Here is a 15281-nt window from a genome sequence, read left to right on the forward strand (position 1 = left end):
GTGTGTTTTTAGAGGTGCCCTCGAATCAGGATCTCAGCAACTAACGCCATGAACGCGGCATGGCGGAAGACAAGGTACGCCAGCTACAGAAGATGGAAGCAGTCGGCCAGCTCACGGGCGGGGTCGCCCACGACTTCAACAACATGCTCACCGTCATCATGAGCGGCCTGAACATGCTGATGGCCAAGCTGGCGCGCGGCGACCACAACATCCAGCGCTACGCCGACCTGGCCCTTGAAGGTACCAATCGCGCAGCCGAGCTCACCCATCGTCTGCTCGCCTTCTCCCGCCAGCAGCCGCTCGTGCCGGAGGTCATTAACCTCAACCGTCTGGTCAGCGGCCTGTCAGAATTGCTGCAGCGAACGCTAGGCGGCAGCTATCAGCTGGAAATCATCCGTCATGCCGGCCTCTGTTTCACCCAGGCGGACATCAGTAGCCTCGAACAGGCCGTGGTCAATCTCTGCGTCAATGCGCGGGATGCCATGGAGGAAGGCGGCGCCATCACCGTGGAGACCGGCAACGTCTACCTGGATGATCATTACGCGCTAGAGGAAGGCGTGCCGGCCGGCGAATACGTGATGGTAGCCGTCAGTGACACCGGCACCGGTATCGACGCCGAGACGCTCATGAGAGTATTCGAGCCCTACTTCACCACCAAGCCCGTCGGCCGCGGCACCGGCCGGGGGTTGTCCCAGGTCTACGGCTTCGTCGCCCAGTCCTATGGCCATCTCAAGATGTATAGCGAGGTCGGCTATGCAACGCCATCGTTCACAACGGCAGCCTGGACCGAGGCATGTTCTTGCTACCTAAGCCGTTCACACTGCGCAACCTCGCAATCAAGGTGCGCCAAGTGCTTGATACATAACCTTTCGTCTATTGGTAACAACTTAAGCCAAACGCATGGCTCAAACACGTATGATCCCCTGCTGCTCTTTAGACACGTACCCAAATGACCTATTCACACCCGCACATCCTCGTTGTTGAAGACGAGCCGCTGGTTCGCCAGCTGATCTGCGACATCCTTGCAGATCTGGGCGCGGTGGTTACCGAGTGTGATCGGGCCGACTCTGGATTCGAGTACCTGGAAAGCCATGCGTCGGAGGTGACGATGGTTATCTCTGACATCCTTATGCCGGGCCGCCTAGACGGCTATCAGCTGGCACACCTCGTGTTTCTGCGTTGGCCTGAGCTGCCAGTCTTGCTGACTTCAGGCTTTTCTGGCGCTCAAACTCACCAACTACCGGCCAACACTAGCTTCTTGGGCAAACCATGGTCTTACCAGCAGATCGAAGATGCGGTTAGGGCACGGCTCCCGGCCTGTTTCTAAATTCTCTTTGCTAAAGGTAATGACACCAAGCTAAGGGTCCCGCTGGGCACTGCAACCCAATACACGGCGAACGAAAAATTTCGCCTTGTCGCTGTGTATCGCTCTTTTGTCTGCCTACTTATCCACAACCCTAGGCAGGCCTGATAGAGTGGCCGCTCCTATCTGAAGGCCTATCCTAATTGATCAACCTGAACTCCTTCCGCGTTGCCGTGGTAGAAGATGATGCTTTGCTGTGCCAGATTTTAGAGGACGTGCTGCGGGAGCGCGGCGCTGAATGTAAGGCCTTTCCCAATGCCGATGACGCCTTGGTTGACATTCTCAACTCGGGCAAACCCGACCTCCTGATCACCGACCATTTGGTACCCGGCCAACTGACAGGTGCCGATCTTGCGCAGCTGCTGACCAGCCGCTGGCCTTCTCTTCCGATCATCATCACGACGGGCTACGGCTACGACATTCAGAAGGATCTACCGCCCAATGTTGTCTATCTGCAGAAGCCATGGCTCAGTGAGACCTTGGAAAACGCGATAGCTGACGTGCTCCGATAATGTGCGGGGAGCTACCGCCCAGCGCATCAAAGAGATGAACCGGTAGCGCCTGCGCTATCTTTAGCCGTTGAAGTCTCCACACGTCTAGCTTCATGCCTACCCTTCCCTTCCAGTTCGACCCTCTCGCCACCTACGACGTCTTGCCACATGAACCCGGCATTGCCGGTACCAGCCGGTTGATCGCCGGATATCTATTCGTCTCCCGCAACGGGATACTGGATACGGTGCGAGCAATGGGCGAGATGCGGGAGCAAGTCCTCTATCTGATCAATACAACCATCGCCATTGGCCATCTGCAGACCGATCAGTTGGTACTGGAGCGTACGGGCGCCATTTTCACGTTGTCACTTCGCAACGACTGACCATCGAAGGGTTAGCATCAAAGCGTGCCCTGCCCCCCCTAAGTGGCTGAACTGCTGGCGATAGAGTGTGGTGAAAAGCTCATTCAGCTTCCGCAAATCCTCACCTGGCAGCGCTGAGGCATCGCGCAGGGCCATCAGGTAGGACTCAAGCCGTTTGTGATGCAGGTCTAACGTCTGCAAGTTGTGCGCGCGCTCTAGATCAATAGCGTAGGACGTCAGTGAGAAGAAAATCGCAAGGTTAGGCAAAGGCGGAAGAGCTATAGGCATCTGTCAGAAGCATAGGTAGCGTGTCATCGATAAGGCCCATTCGATGTCCTTATGACTCTCGCCAGCTGTCATAAAACGAAGCCGCTCATCCGCTGGCAACGCCGCAGCGTCTCCAGCCCGACAAGCAGCTCCTCCAGATAGGAGTTTGATGCAAGGGGCGCCGATGGCTCTGGCGCTCGCTTTGCACCCTACCCGGGTGTAGTCGGGAAAATTCTGCCTTTTCCAGCACGCTTCGCCGTGTACATCCAGCTATCGGCTTCCCGTATCAGCTCGGTCGAACTCTTATCGGATTTCGGCGAATAAAGCGCAATCCCTATGCTGGCATGCACGCTGGCTGTACCTCCATGGAGCGCAACCGGTTCAGCGATGCTCGCTAGTAACTTGGACGCAACCGCTCTTGCGTCGACCAGCCCCTGCGGAACACCCTCCAGCACAACAGTAAATTCATCGCCTGCCAAACGTGCGACAACGTCGCAGGCGCGGGTACCGTCGCGCAAACGGTTCGCGATGATGCGTAACAGTTCGTCCCCCGCCTCGTGCCCGAGGGTGTCATTGACGTTTTTAAAACCATCCAAATCGATGAATACCAGCGCCAATGGCGATTGGTTGCGGTCTGCGCGCGTCAACGCCGACGGAAGCAGGTCGTCAAGCGCACGTCGATTTGGCAGGCCGGTGAGCGCATCGTGCCTGGCCTCATGTTCGCGCCGCGCCTCTAAAGCCTTGCGCTCCGAAATATCGTGTAGAAATGCGCTGAACTGTGTGTGCTCACCGATCTTTAGAGCGCGAATCCGAACCTCCACTACCAGCGCTGTTCCGTCTTTGCGTACCGCTGGCAACTCCAAGCGCTGGTTGAGCACTCTTGCCTCACTGGTCGAAAGATAGCGTGCCATTCCCTGACGATGCGCTTCTCGCATTTCCGCGGGTATGATTAGCTGGTGCAAGGTGTTCCCGATTGCCTCACTAGCTGCCCAGCTAAACGTCTCTTCCGCCACCTTGTTCCAAGCGGTTACTCGACCCACCTGATCCATGCCGATGTATGCGTCGTTGGCGTTCTCGATAACTGAGGCCAGCTCTGCCTCGCGGTCGCGCACCTGCTGCTCCGTGCGCTGCTGACGCTCAATCACTGCGTATAGTGCGCTATTAGCTTCCGATAGCTGCTGTGTACGGGCCCGCACCCGCACCTCTAACTCATGGTGAACAGTTGCTAGCGCCGCCTCTGCCGCTTTGTTCGCCTGGATGTCAGTGCTGACGACGATGTAGTACTCAAGCTCGCCTGCGGCAGTATTTTTTCGGCTGATACTCTCGCTGACCCAGATCGACTCGCCGTTTTTATGCAGATAACGCTTTTCCGCTTTGGACGTCGTGGCGTAGCACGCGCCTTGATCTGCTGTCGGCTCAGACGCAACGTCGTCCGGATGGGTCAGCTGATGCATGGTCATCTGGCGTAGCTCATCACGGCTATACCCCACCAGCTGGCACAGCGCGTCATTCGTACTCAGCCAAACGCCATCTTTGGCCAGCAGACCTATGCCAACCGAAGCGTGCTCGAAGACTGCACGAAAGCGCGCGTCGCTCGCCGTAAGCATCGCATCAGCGCGATCAAGCTCAGATCTTGCAAGTAGAACGGTCTCGCGCAGTTGAATTTCACGCGTGACTAAGCTCGCCAGGTCCTGCAGGACTATCAGCTCGGCCTCTGTAAGTATGCGGGGTTTGGAATCCATTGCACATAGCGTACCTAAGGCCAACCCGCCTGACGTGCGAATGGGTACGCCCGCATAGAAGCGAACGTGCGGGTGATTTCTCACCAAGGAGCTAAGGGCAAATCGCTCATCGCGCTCGGCATCAGGCACGACCAATGGAGCAGAGTCGATGATTGCGTGTGCGCAGAACGCCACGTCGCGATCGGTCTCGATCAGGTCCATGCCGACTCTGGATTTGAACCATTGCCGATGCTCATCGACGAGTGAGAACAGCGCGATTGGTGTCGAAAGGCTATGCGCAAGAAGGCGTGTGATACGGTCGAAAACCGGTTCCGGATCGGTATCCAGCAGCTTCATCGCTCGCAACAAGGCAAGCCGCTCATACTCATCTGGGGGGACATTTACGCCTGTGGATTCGACGGAGCAGTCTGTCACCAACAACCTCCCTAGTGAATTTTTAGAGTAGTCATACTATAAAGCAGCAACGACTGGCACGTTTAGCGCCTCGACCCTCAGCGGGCGTGAGGTAACGACCGCCTGCGGTCCGAGGGATGTGAATGGATTACTGGCTGGCTGCGACGCCTTACTGAGCACTACGCGTTGTCGCTAGCGCCAAGGCTATTCATGTATTTATCCGACTAGGTTGCCTGACTTCCAGGGGAAAGCGATGCCGATTTCTGCCAGTCAACGAGCCCGGCTCTCCGCGTCACTCGCACGCTACATTGCAGATTTGGAGGACGCCCGAGACGTATGCGAGCTGGAGCTACATTTTCATCGTGCAGGCGCTTACATCGCGGCGGTTCGAGACGTGGAAGGCGTCTGTGTAGAGCAAACCAACGGACTGCTAGTCGTTATCGATCTTATCTACCAACACGGGCTTTCCAGGCTTGAGGAAACTCCGATCCTTGACGTCCCGCAGAGCTAGCGCACCTTCTACTATCGCGCTAGTTAGCCTGCCGCCTGGTAGGGGAAGATTCGCGTCATGTATCAGAAAGGGCTGCGGTCTAGAGCCAAAAATAAGAGTCATCCAGGCGCCGCAGATGCGGGTTGAGGGGCGAACATCGGCTTTAAGAAAGGTACTAATTGGTTTGGTAAGGAAAGTGCAACTTCGTTATCAACGCTTGCAAGGCTGCCTTATGCTGCTCGACCCCTTTCATTGCAAGCTCATACTCCTCGACTGCTTGGCTTCGTCTGGCCGCCTCGCTGCTTCGCGCAAAGTTTTCAAGCAATAGCTGTTTTTCGTGCAATGCCCGAATCGCTACCCATAGGGCTTCTTCAATAGACTCGTCCTGCGCACTGAGCAAGGAAGCAGAGGTATAGGCATGTCCGGTATGACACCGGAAACGCAACGGACTGGATCCAAGCTTAAACAGCGTGCCTCCGCACTCTGGGCAGGTCATCCCCGAGACCTTGCCGATGCCATCGAGCGCGGCGCCGCCTCCTGCACTTGGGTCATAGGTCAGCTTGTTTTCCGTAACAAATGGCTCAGTAAGGCTACTTTTGTTAAGTGCGGAATCATCCGCTCGCCTATCCTGGAGTGCGTGCACGATGGCCTTACTCAACTCGCCCAGGGGCAGGCAGAAATCGACCGTCACATAACGAAGCGCACTCTCGGGCATCGACGGCGCGTCAGCTGTCACAGGATCCTGTACAAATGCGAGCCCACCATAGGCCTTGATCGCTTGCAATCCAACCACGCCGTCATCGAGCTCACCCGTCAAATCACCCCTGCAGCGCCTCGTCTGTAGCTGATGGCAGCAGACCGAAACATTGGATCGATAGCGGGGCAGGTGTAGTTTTCCTTAGCGCTTCGGACCAGCTGCATCGTTCCCGACTGTAGCAAAAGATGGTGATCTGGCGACGCAACATACACGTGGTTCTTATTTATCGGTTGGTCGGTCTCGGCGAACCTCACAGGAAGATGTGTATAGGATGCCAAACTTTCCGGTAGCGAGCTGACGTGATTGCCAATGTCCATGGTTGTAAAAACTGCGGCGTCAAAGGTCGCTTGGCAGCTGCCTAAGCACTTGGCTTAGCGCAGCCAGGATGCCTGTGGACGTGCCTATCAGCACGACCCGTTCAACTGGCGTTTATGTGGAATAGGGCTTACTGCAATAAAATGTAGCGTAATAACAGTTATTCCAAGAGGGCTAGCGTATTATAGAATAGAGTGTCAATAGCCCTTTTGCACGGACGACCATCGTGATCGAATCAGCTCTGTTAAGTATTAAAGTAGAGCTTGTAACTACCGATACAGAAACGCTTTTTTATCAGGCATTGGATCGCGATGAAACAAATGCGCTAGTAGAGTTCTTCCTTAAGATCAATATAGCTACCCTTCTCCCGCTGGTCGGCGATCCACGAAAAGCTTTAGCTACAAAAGATGGAATAGATAAGATTTTATGGGCTATAAGCAAGGGAATTGGTAGGGACATCTATAGCCCCACAGAGCTAGACAATTTAAAGATCTTAAAAGATACTGCTTATGCCACTCCCGACTCGGCAAATCATGATGAGTCTCCAGAAACTCTAGCTAGACTACTTGGCGAGGCTGGATTGACCTATCAAAAGGCTGCAATGTTGCTGGGCATTTCTGAACAATTGATGCAAGCCTATATGTTAGATACTACCTGCCCTGGCGCTCTGCCGGCACCTTACCCCGTACAATTTGCGCTTGAATGTTTAGCCAAAAAAAGATACGTTGAGAAGTTGAAGCTAGAGCTTAACGATTATGTTGCGGCGAGCACTTCTCGTGAGAACCTATCTCTATAGATGGATAAAAATAAGGCCCTAGAATTAGCGCCTTACATGCAAGTATTACCTAGTTAACTCACTGGAGTTGGTTGGCGAACTTGCCGACTGCGCCCACGACCTTTTGTGCACCGTCTTGAATTTCGATAATAACCTGCCCAGCTTGCCCCGCGAGTGAAAGTCCATGCTCTGCTTGCAGTTGACCTGCCTCAATCAATTTTACTGCATTTTCCGCAAGATTCTGATTTTGCTTTACGACGCTGACAATCTCTTCTGTAGCCTTTGTGGTACGCGAAGCCAGTTGCCTGACTTCATCAGCAACCACCGCAAAGCCACGGCCCTGTTCACCGGCGCGTGCGGCCTCGATGGCGGCATTCAGTGCTAAAAGATTAGTCTGCTCTGCAATACCGCTAATTGTCTTGACGATACTTCCTATTGCCTGCGACTGCTTATCCAACGCCTCGATTCCGACGACCGCGTCTCTCATCTGATGAGAAAGGCTGGTCATCACTTCGACCGTTTCCTGAGCAACTGATGCACCCAGTCGTGCTGTTTGATCAGTATGTAGCGAGGTCTCATAAGCAAGCCTTGCGGCTTCTGAAACGCATCGTTCGCGTTCCACCTGTTTTGTTATGACTGATGCGAATTTTACGATCTTGTAAAGATTTCCTTGGCCGTCAAATACTGGATTGTAGGAGGCCTCCAACCAAACTTCGCGACCACAGGCATCAATTCGCTTGAATCGGCCAGTAAAGAATTGACCTTGACGCAGGCGCTCCCAAAAGTCTGCATACGCTTGAGCGTGAACCTCTTGGGAATGGCAAAACATACGATGATGCTGCCCCTTGATCGCAGCAAGACGATAACCCATAGAGTCCAGGAAGCGCTCGTTTGCGTTAAGGACTTCACCCTTTAAATTGAATTCAATCACTGCAGTAGACAGTGTCAGTGCTTTGAGGAGTCCTTCATGCTCGCGCGACGCTTCAATCGTTCGAGTAAGATTATTACAATAGAAAAGATAGCCTTTTAACTTTCCGCAATCTTCAGTAAGAGGCTGCATGATACCGCGCAACCATATTTCCTTTTCGTCTTTTCCCGAGAGTCGCACTGCGCCGCTGTAATGTTCTCCTTTGGAGAGACACTGGATCAAACGCTTACTCATTTCTTCGTTTTTTACATGATCTGGCATCAATTCAGCGAACAGACGTCCTATCACCTCATGAGCAGGGATACCTACTTCCTGTTCAAAATTGGCATTTACACGCTTGATCCGTGCCTCGGGTGTAAGCTCAATGCCTATCATGTCCTCATCCAAACCCTGCTTTAAGCGATCAAACGAGGCTAAGCGCTCAAGGGCAGCTGTTAACTCGGCCTTCAGGTGTTTGTTAAACATATTTAGCTCGCCTTGTTCAAAGAAGTTGTTAGCCTATCTATAGGCCACTTAGGTACTAGGCAAAGGCTGCTAATAGCAGAAGCAGATCCGCTACTGCTCTGCCTTAGAAGACGCGCTTTCTTCATAAGTAGCGGGCCTAGATAGGAAAAGGAGTTTATTACGCTAATCGACCGAAGCGGCGATCCTTGAAGGGGAAATCTGCCCAGCGGTCTATAACGAAGGATGAATGGCAACCGCCCAAATTTCATTGCCAAGAAATGCCGAGTAAAATTATCCTACAATCATTTATTGAATATAATTTTTTTTTGAAAACTATCAGGTAGCAATACGGCGCCTCTGGCTTCACATGAGAGCTACTATGAACCATTTCCCAGATATCCCAGATCATCCAAGTCGGGAATACCTGCTGTCGATCCATAGGCAGCTTACCGCTAGCTTGGATCAGCTGCGAACCTTAAAGCTCGATGATCCCGCTCTACAAATCACATTGGCAGTTTTCGAAGCGCAGGCCAGACAAGCCCATGAGCTGATTGCTGAAATCGCCGTGAGGCTGGCAACGGATTCTCTTGGTGGGGTAGAGCTTGCTGATAAACGGACGATACGTGACCTAAAGCCTTGATCGACGTTGCCGATTAGCTGGTAATTTCCAATAGGTACCACGTCATGAACCTGCGTTCCTTCGGTGTAGCAACACGAAGCCTGCTCTGTTTCGGCCTCTTGGCGGTCCTAGTAGCTGCGCTAGGCCTGTTCAGTCTCTATCAGCTTGGTCAGCTTCGCGATCAAGAAGAAATCGTTGAGAGCAATAGCGTCCCCAGTATCATCGAAGCCAATCAACTGGCGTTGCAGATAGCCCAAACGCGTATTGAGGTCCTTCGCCTTCTTGCGATGCCAGACGCCGCCACCGTTGCTACGACGCGCAAGAAAATCGAAGCGTTTGGTGCCGAGGTACGCGTAGGCTTTGATCGATATCAAAAGCTCGTGAGCTCAGAACGCGAGCAGCAAATCTTTGACGTTTTGCGAAAAGTTCATCACGACTATATGCAATACACCCTTCAGCTTGCCGAATTGATCGCAGCAGGCCGACTGGATGATGGACGTGCCTTGGTGCAGGCTGCCATGGCGCAGCTAGGCGCCAAGATGAATGAAGGCACTGAAGCCTTACGCCAGATCAACAAAGATGCGGTCGATTCGGCAATGCAGGTGTCGACCCGGACCTATCACCGCGCAACGTCGGTCACCTGGCTGGTCATTGCATTGACGTTTGGCATAACCCTACTGCTTGCCTGGCGGTTGACGTTGAGCTTGGTACGTCCTCTTGCCCAGGCAGTCGCCGCTGCCAAGACTATTGCTAGCGGTGATCTCACCCAAGCACTCGATACCCGAGGTCGGGATGAAGCGGCGCAACTGTTGCAGGCCATGCACCAGATGCAGGGAAGCTTACGTGACACCTTTGAACACATGGGGCATTCGGCTACTCAGCTTGCTTCGGCCGCGGAAGAAATGACCGCGGTTATGCGGGAAAGCACCCATGGGCTACACCAGCAAAACAACGAAATTGAAATGGCCGCCACTGCCGTCACGGAGATGAGTCAGGCGGTGGAAGAGGTCGCCGGCAACGCTACCGCTACCTCGTCTGAGACACGTCGGGCTGCCGGTTCCGCTCGCCAAGGTCAGACCTTGCTCGTAGATACCTTGGACGCCATAACGGTCCTGGCTGGAAACGTCGTCAATGCCAGCGACAATGCGCGTCAGCTGGCTGATCAAACGCGCAACATTACTCAGGTGCTTGATGTTATCCGCTCCGTTGCCGATCAAACGAATCTACTGGCCCTCAACGCTGCCATCGAGGCTGCCAGAGCGGGCGATGCGGGCCGTGGTTTTGCCGTAGTGGCCGATGAGGTCCGGGCGCTCGCGCATCGGACCGGCGAATCCACACGCGAGATCGAGGGCATGATCGGCACCATTCAACAGGGTACAAGTCAGACCGTCGAAGCCTTGCTGATGAGCGCTAAGCAGGCTGATCAGACGCTTGGACAGGCACAGTCTGCCAGTGCTGCTTTGACAGCCATTGCTCAATCGATCTCAGACATTGACGAGCGCAACCTAGTGATTGCTAGTGCTGCCGAAGAACAGGCCCAGGTGGCAAGGGAAGTCGACCGTAACCTGGTACGCATCCGCGACCTTTCGGTGCAATCAGCCGCAGGTGCCGAACAAACACGAGCAGCGAGTCAGCAGCTTTCGGTACTGGCAACCGAGCTCGACAGCCAGATTCGGCGGTTTACCCTTTAAAGCGTGTACTACCAAGCAGGAAGTCAGCGAAAGGTGTTGACGTGAAATACTCCCCAAATTTTTTATATAATCTAAACACGCAAGAATGCTAAAGAAAATTGGCCGTGATGACGTTCAGCTTGGCATGTTTATCCAGAAATTTGAGGGAAGCTGGGTCGACCATCCGTTCTGGAGGACCGGCTTTCTATTGGAGCAAAACACCGACCTGCAACGTATTCAAGAAAGTGCCGTGCAGGCAGTATGGATTGATACAGCTCGAGGGATTGGCTGCATTGATACTATTGATGCTAAGCTAATTGTTCAGCCCATTCCCTATGTATTAGAATCGGGCACGGTCACTAATATCGAAGTTTCTAACATAATTAGCTGTGACCAGGAGTTGGCGCGAGCTGCTAAAGTCCTTACTGACGTAAAAAAGGAAGTCACACGGCTATTTAATGATGCTCGGCTGGGCAAGGCCATTTCAATGGGTGACGCGGATGCGGTCGTTGAGCAAGTGTCAGGATCAGTTCTCCGCCACCCTACCACATTAATAAGCTTGGCACGCTTGCGCTCTGCAGATGAATACACATTTGTTCATTCGGTATCTGTCTGCGCATTGATGACAGCTGTCGCACGTCAATTAAATCTAACGGCCGGAGAGGTACGGGCAGCGGGCACTGCAGGGTTACTTCATGATGTAGGCAAAATGCTTGTGCCTCTGAAAATACTTAATAAACCTGGCAAGCTGACTGACGAAGAATTTTTGATTATGAAAAGTCATGCTAAGCAAGGAGTTGCACTGCTGCAGCAATGGCAGGCATCGGCAGAGAGTATTGATGTTTGCTTGCATCATCATGAAAAGTTTGACGGAAGCGGCTATCCAGATAAACTTACAGGTAACGAAATTAGCCTACTGTCACGAATCGCAGCCGTATGCGATGTCTATGATGCTATTTCATCCGCACGACCTTATAAGCAAGCTTGGAGTCCTGCAGAGTCGATTCGGAAGATGGCTGAGTGGAAAGGTCATTTCGATCCTAACGTTTTTCAAGCTTTTATAAAGACATTAGGTATTTATCCAATAGGCTCATTGGTACGATTAAATAACGATCAACTAGCTGTTGTAGTCGACCAGCATCCCGACAATCTATTAACGCCTAAGATACGGATCTTTTTCTCCGCTCGGTCCCGTATACCGTTACCACAACGATTGCTGGATTTAGCACGTGCACCAGGTGGTGAAAAGATCATCTGCCGTGAAAAGGCCGAAAATTGGGGGTTTCGGAACCTTGATAAATTATGGCAGCAAGAACAAGAGAGAAGTAAATAGGTAGGAGTTGAATAGATCTACGCTTGCACTCAGAGTTAAATTCTGCCTCCGGGAAATTCTGCTACAGGCACATCGTGAGCTTTGCAAAATAAATAAGTAGATAAAATCGATAAGCCTGACCCGCATAACCATATAACTGAAAGTAATATAATTATTTCAAGTACGAAATTTTGATATTGCGCCTGCCTTCATCTTCCAGTATCGGAGTCAAAAATGTGTAGCCGATTCGTGCAGTCGCGGGGTATAAGCGAGTATCTGAAAATCCTAGGTCTTGACATGACCAGTTTGAAGATTCCAGCAGGCCTCTGCACTTCAAAGCGCTACAATATATCTCCAGGTGATCGAGTAGGCATCTTGACTGTAGAAGAAGGTGTCGCAAAAATGGAGGCCCTGACGTGGGGCGTGCGGCCTTTTTGGGTTCGTGAAAAGAACTGGCCTTCTACAATTACTGCCAGAATGGAAACCGCAGCCTCGAGCAAAATATTTGGTGAGATTTGGAAAAATGGACGTGCAGTGATTCTTGCAGATGGATGGTACGCTTGCTGCAAAGGTCGAAAGGCTAGACAGCATTACTATTTCAACCTACAATCCGAGAAGCCGTTATTTATTGCTGCAATTGGCTATTTGAGAGAAAGAGCCTTGAAGCCATACGACGGCGATGGCTTTGTAATCGTTACCACAGAGTCTAAAGGCAGTATGGCTGATATTCATGACCGCTCCCCCTTAATACTTTCTGCAGAATTAGTTCGGGAATGGATGGATCCTGACACTTCCGAAGAGCGTCTTGTGGAAATCATTCAAGAATGTCTGGCTCAACCAGATGTTTTTAAATGGCATCCCGTCAGTAACGTAGTTAATAGCGTCAAGCACGATGGGCAAGATCTAGTGAAGCCTAAAAGCGAAGATCTCGATTAAGGCTAAAATTGGATCATGTAGTGACTGACTCACCACACCTCAGCACTTACTTCAAGGCTGGCTTACACAAGAAGCGACTTAGGCATTTCTCTAAGTGGTAGGCATATGGTAAAGGTGCCGTCCCTAGCGAAAGTCATAAAAAGCTTCTGTGAGATGGGGCCTGGCCCAAGCCTGGCTATCGATTTGGAGGAACGGGCCAGAAATAGTCGGGCACGAGCTTTACTAAAAGTCCAGCACAACAGAGAGCAGCACAATACCCGTAATTATGATGATAGCCAAGAGGATCAAAACAGCGAGCTGGGACTCTTTGTCGGACATTTTCTCTGTAACCGCTGGTTGGGTCGCCCGTATTCGAGTAGAGAATTCCTCATCACTTCTACCCTTCAATTCTCCGAGCTGATCAAGGTGATAGGTTAGGCTTGGAAGGATGGACCAGTCCAACTCTAACCTATCACCGTTTGGGACGAAATAGATAGAGGAACACGATTGAGGTTAGCCCAGGCTTAAAAAGCATTCCACCTGACTTACTATTTGCTCCACGGCTTATCCTAGTGATGACTAGATCGTCTAATCCGATAATTACAAGGCCGCGGTAGTATTCAACGGGCTTAGGGCTACTCGAACCACCTCACGCGCTGATGTTCGACCTCCATATGGGTTGGGATAGTCGGGACAGGCTAACGTTCGAGAATCAGTCAAAAAGAGGTCGCTAGTCCCACTTCCGATCCCTCATCACCGGTAGCAATGATCATCGCGACCGGCTAGAGCTATGAGATCCAGACCGGCCCATCTCACGTGGTCTATTTTTAGGAGCCACGGAAGGCACAAACGCCGAAGGCAGCGATAGCCCGCCCGTTGCCTGAAGTACCGTGCTGTCCGGCTTAGGGGCTATGCCCCCTCAACCGCCCAACAGCCTGTCGACTCGAGCAGCGAAGGCGTCTACCGAATAGGGCTTTGTCAGCACCTCTATGTCAGTTCTGAGCTGCCCTTCGTCCTGAGAGGCCGTATCAGCGAAGCCGGTGACAAAGAACACCTTGGGCTCCGGGCGCACCTCCCGAGCGGCCTTGGCCAACTGCCGACCATTCATGAGACCCGGCAGGCCCACATCCATGATCAGTAGATCAATCCGGCCATCAGAGTTCAAGATCTCCAGCCCGCCCGCGCTTCCTGACGCCTCAAGCGTGGTGTAGCCCAGGTCGCCAAGGATCTCGGTGGTCAGCATCTGCAGCACCGGCTCATCCTCCACGACCAGCACCACCTCCCCGCGCCCCTTCGTTTCCGGCTCCGCTGCTGTCTCACCGGGGCAATCACCTGACGGGGCATGCTCGTTGCGCCGCGGCATGTACAAGCACATCGTGGTGCCTTCACCCAGGGTCGAATCGACCTTGATCCAGCCGCCGGACTGCTCGGCGAAACCGTAGATCATCGACAGGCCCAGGCCGGTACCCTCCCTGACCGGCTTGGTCGTGAAGAACGGATCGAAGATGCGACTCAAGAACTCGGGGGCTATGCCACTCCCCGTGTCGATCACGCAGAGGGACAGGTAATCTCCCGGCTCCAGGTCCAAACTCTCCGCAACCTGTTCGGCGAGGTGTTGACCGCCAACGAGCGCTTCCTGCAGGGCATAGGCTATTCGCTGGGGCAGATCGTCGGTAAGCACCACCGGATGTTCTGCAGCCGTGAAGAAGCCGAGTCGGCCGACTATCGCGCCTTCTGCGAGCGGCTCAACCGCGGCGACTACGTGGCCAGTCGCTTCAAGCGCATCGACAGCCATGGTCGTACCGTCTGGCTGGAGGCTTCCTACAACCCGGTGCTCAACACCCGCGGCGAGCTGTACAAGGTCATCAAGTTCGCCACCGTCATCACCAAGCAGGTGGAACAGGAACTGGCGGTGGCCGAGGCCGCGCGGGTCGCCTTCGACATCTCCCAGACCACCGACGAAAGTGCCCGCCAGGGCGCGGCGGTGGTGCAGGACACGGTCGCGGTGATGACCCGCATCGCCGACGAGATCCAGGTCGCCGCCAATGGCATCGAGGACCTCGGCAAGCAGTCGCTGGTGATCAGCGCCATCGTCAAGACCATCAGCGGCATCGCCGAGCAGACCAATCTGCTGGCGCTCAACGCCGCCATCGAAGCCGCCCGGGCCGGCGAGCAGGGGCGGGGCTTCGCGGTGGTGGCGGACGAGGTCCGGCAACTGGCCGGGCGCACCAGCAAGGCCACCGAAGAGATCGTCGGCGTGGTGCAGCAGAACCAGCAACTGGCGCAGACAGCGGTCAGCAACATGGCGGCCAGCCGGCAGCAGGCGGAGCAGGGGCTGCACCTAGCCAGCAACGCCGGGGTGCGCATCACCGAGATCCAGGAAGGCGCCCGCCAGGTGGTGGGCGCGGTCAGCCTGTTCGCTCGCCGGCTGAGTTAAG

The 15281-nt window shown here is 53.5% G+C and carries 13 protein-coding genes and 1 pseudogene; 10 read left to right on the forward strand and 4 right to left on the reverse strand.

Annotated elements, in window-relative coordinates:
* Window positions 1-59 precede the first annotated feature (59 nt).
* The 4 genes from FEZ61_RS21240 to FEZ61_RS21255 all read left to right on the forward strand — a co-directional run bounded on the left by FEZ61_RS21240 (window position 60) and on the right by FEZ61_RS21255 (window position 2237).
* Window positions 60-953: an ATP-binding protein gene (locus FEZ61_RS21240; protein WP_064309078.1), complete on the forward strand. Its 894-nt coding sequence runs from the start codon at window positions 60-62 to the stop codon at window positions 951-953.
* Window positions 950-1327, forward strand: coding sequence for a response regulator (locus tag FEZ61_RS21245; protein ID WP_064309077.1), 378 nt, complete (start codon window positions 950-952; stop codon window positions 1325-1327). Before FEZ61_RS21240 ends, FEZ61_RS21245 begins: the two co-directional genes overlap by 4 nt.
* Window positions 1328-1506: 179 nt before the next feature.
* Window positions 1507-1875 (forward strand): response regulator, encoded by a 369-nt coding sequence (locus tag FEZ61_RS21250; protein WP_064309076.1) that lies wholly within the window; start codon window positions 1507-1509, stop codon window positions 1873-1875.
* Between the two features lie 92 nt (window positions 1876-1967).
* The gene (locus FEZ61_RS21255; RefSeq protein ID WP_064309075.1) at window positions 1968-2237 is read left to right on the forward strand and encodes a hypothetical protein; all 270 of its coding nucleotides are present in this window, start codon (window positions 1968-1970) and stop codon (window positions 2235-2237) included.
* Window positions 2238-2692: 455 nt separating this feature from the next.
* On the opposite strand, the gene FEZ61_RS21260 is transcribed toward FEZ61_RS21255, so the two are convergent.
* Together FEZ61_RS21260 and FEZ61_RS21265 are read right to left on the reverse strand one after the other, a co-directional pair.
* The gene (locus FEZ61_RS21260) at window positions 2693-4561 is read right to left on the reverse strand and encodes a diguanylate cyclase (RefSeq protein ID WP_173150398.1); all 1869 of its coding nucleotides are present in this window, start codon (window positions 4559-4561) and stop codon (window positions 2693-2695) included.
* Window positions 4562-5283: 722 nt separating this feature from the next.
* The gene (locus FEZ61_RS21265; protein ID WP_173150400.1) at window positions 5284-5925 is read right to left on the reverse strand and encodes a chemotaxis protein CheB; all 642 of its coding nucleotides are present in this window, start codon (window positions 5923-5925) and stop codon (window positions 5284-5286) included.
* A gap of 481 nt (window positions 5926-6406) precedes the next feature.
* On the opposite strand from FEZ61_RS21265, the gene FEZ61_RS21275 reads away from it, so the two are divergent.
* Window positions 6407-6976 carry a hypothetical protein gene (locus FEZ61_RS21275; protein WP_173150402.1) on the forward strand — a complete coding sequence of 190 codons (570 nt, stop codon included), beginning with the start codon at window positions 6407-6409 and terminating at the stop codon, window positions 6974-6976.
* A 58-nt stretch (window positions 6977-7034) separates the two neighbouring features.
* Here the strand turns inward: FEZ61_RS21275 and FEZ61_RS24650 are convergent, their stop codons facing one another.
* Entirely contained in the window at window positions 7035-8348 is a 1314-nt protein-coding gene (locus FEZ61_RS24650; protein WP_173150405.1) for a methyl-accepting chemotaxis protein, read from the reverse strand.
* A 358-nt stretch (window positions 8349-8706) separates the two neighbouring features.
* On the opposite strand from FEZ61_RS24650, the gene FEZ61_RS21285 reads away from it, so the two are divergent.
* From FEZ61_RS21285 to FEZ61_RS21300, 4 genes are all read left to right on the forward strand, one after another.
* A complete protein-coding gene (locus FEZ61_RS21285; RefSeq protein ID WP_143008548.1) occupies window positions 8707-8967 on the forward strand; it encodes a hypothetical protein in 261 nt (86 codons plus the stop codon).
* A gap of 44 nt (window positions 8968-9011) precedes the next feature.
* Complete coding sequence (locus FEZ61_RS21290; protein WP_074584860.1) at window positions 9012-10637, forward strand: methyl-accepting chemotaxis protein; 1626 nt, start codon at window positions 9012-9014, stop codon at window positions 10635-10637.
* Window positions 10638-10722: 85 nt separating this feature from the next.
* Entirely contained in the window at window positions 10723-11949 is a 1227-nt protein-coding gene (locus tag FEZ61_RS21295; RefSeq protein WP_074584859.1) for an HD-GYP domain-containing protein, read from the forward strand.
* A 213-nt stretch (window positions 11950-12162) separates the two neighbouring features.
* On the forward strand, window positions 12163-12864 hold the full coding sequence (locus FEZ61_RS21300; RefSeq protein WP_074584858.1) for an SOS response-associated peptidase family protein: 702 nt from the start codon (window positions 12163-12165) through the stop codon (window positions 12862-12864).
* Between the two features lie 898 nt (window positions 12865-13762).
* Here the strand turns inward: FEZ61_RS21300 and FEZ61_RS21305 are convergent.
* The gene (locus FEZ61_RS21305; RefSeq protein ID WP_081347984.1) at window positions 13763-14527 is read right to left on the reverse strand and encodes an ATP-binding protein; all 765 of its coding nucleotides are present in this window, start codon (window positions 14525-14527) and stop codon (window positions 13763-13765) included.
* On the opposite strand from FEZ61_RS21305, the pseudogene FEZ61_RS24655 reads away from it, so the two are divergent.
* Window positions 14441-15280 (forward strand): annotated as a pseudogene (locus FEZ61_RS24655) (methyl-accepting chemotaxis protein); the annotation flags it as partial. The gene FEZ61_RS21305 and the pseudogene FEZ61_RS24655 sit on opposite strands and share 87 nt — an antisense overlap.
* Window position 15281 lies beyond the last annotated feature (1 nt).

Source organism: Pseudomonas sp. MS15a(2019), from assembly GCF_013277805.1.
GTDB classification, from domain to species: domain Bacteria; phylum Pseudomonadota; class Gammaproteobacteria; order Pseudomonadales; family Pseudomonadaceae; genus Chryseomonas; species Chryseomonas benzopyrenica.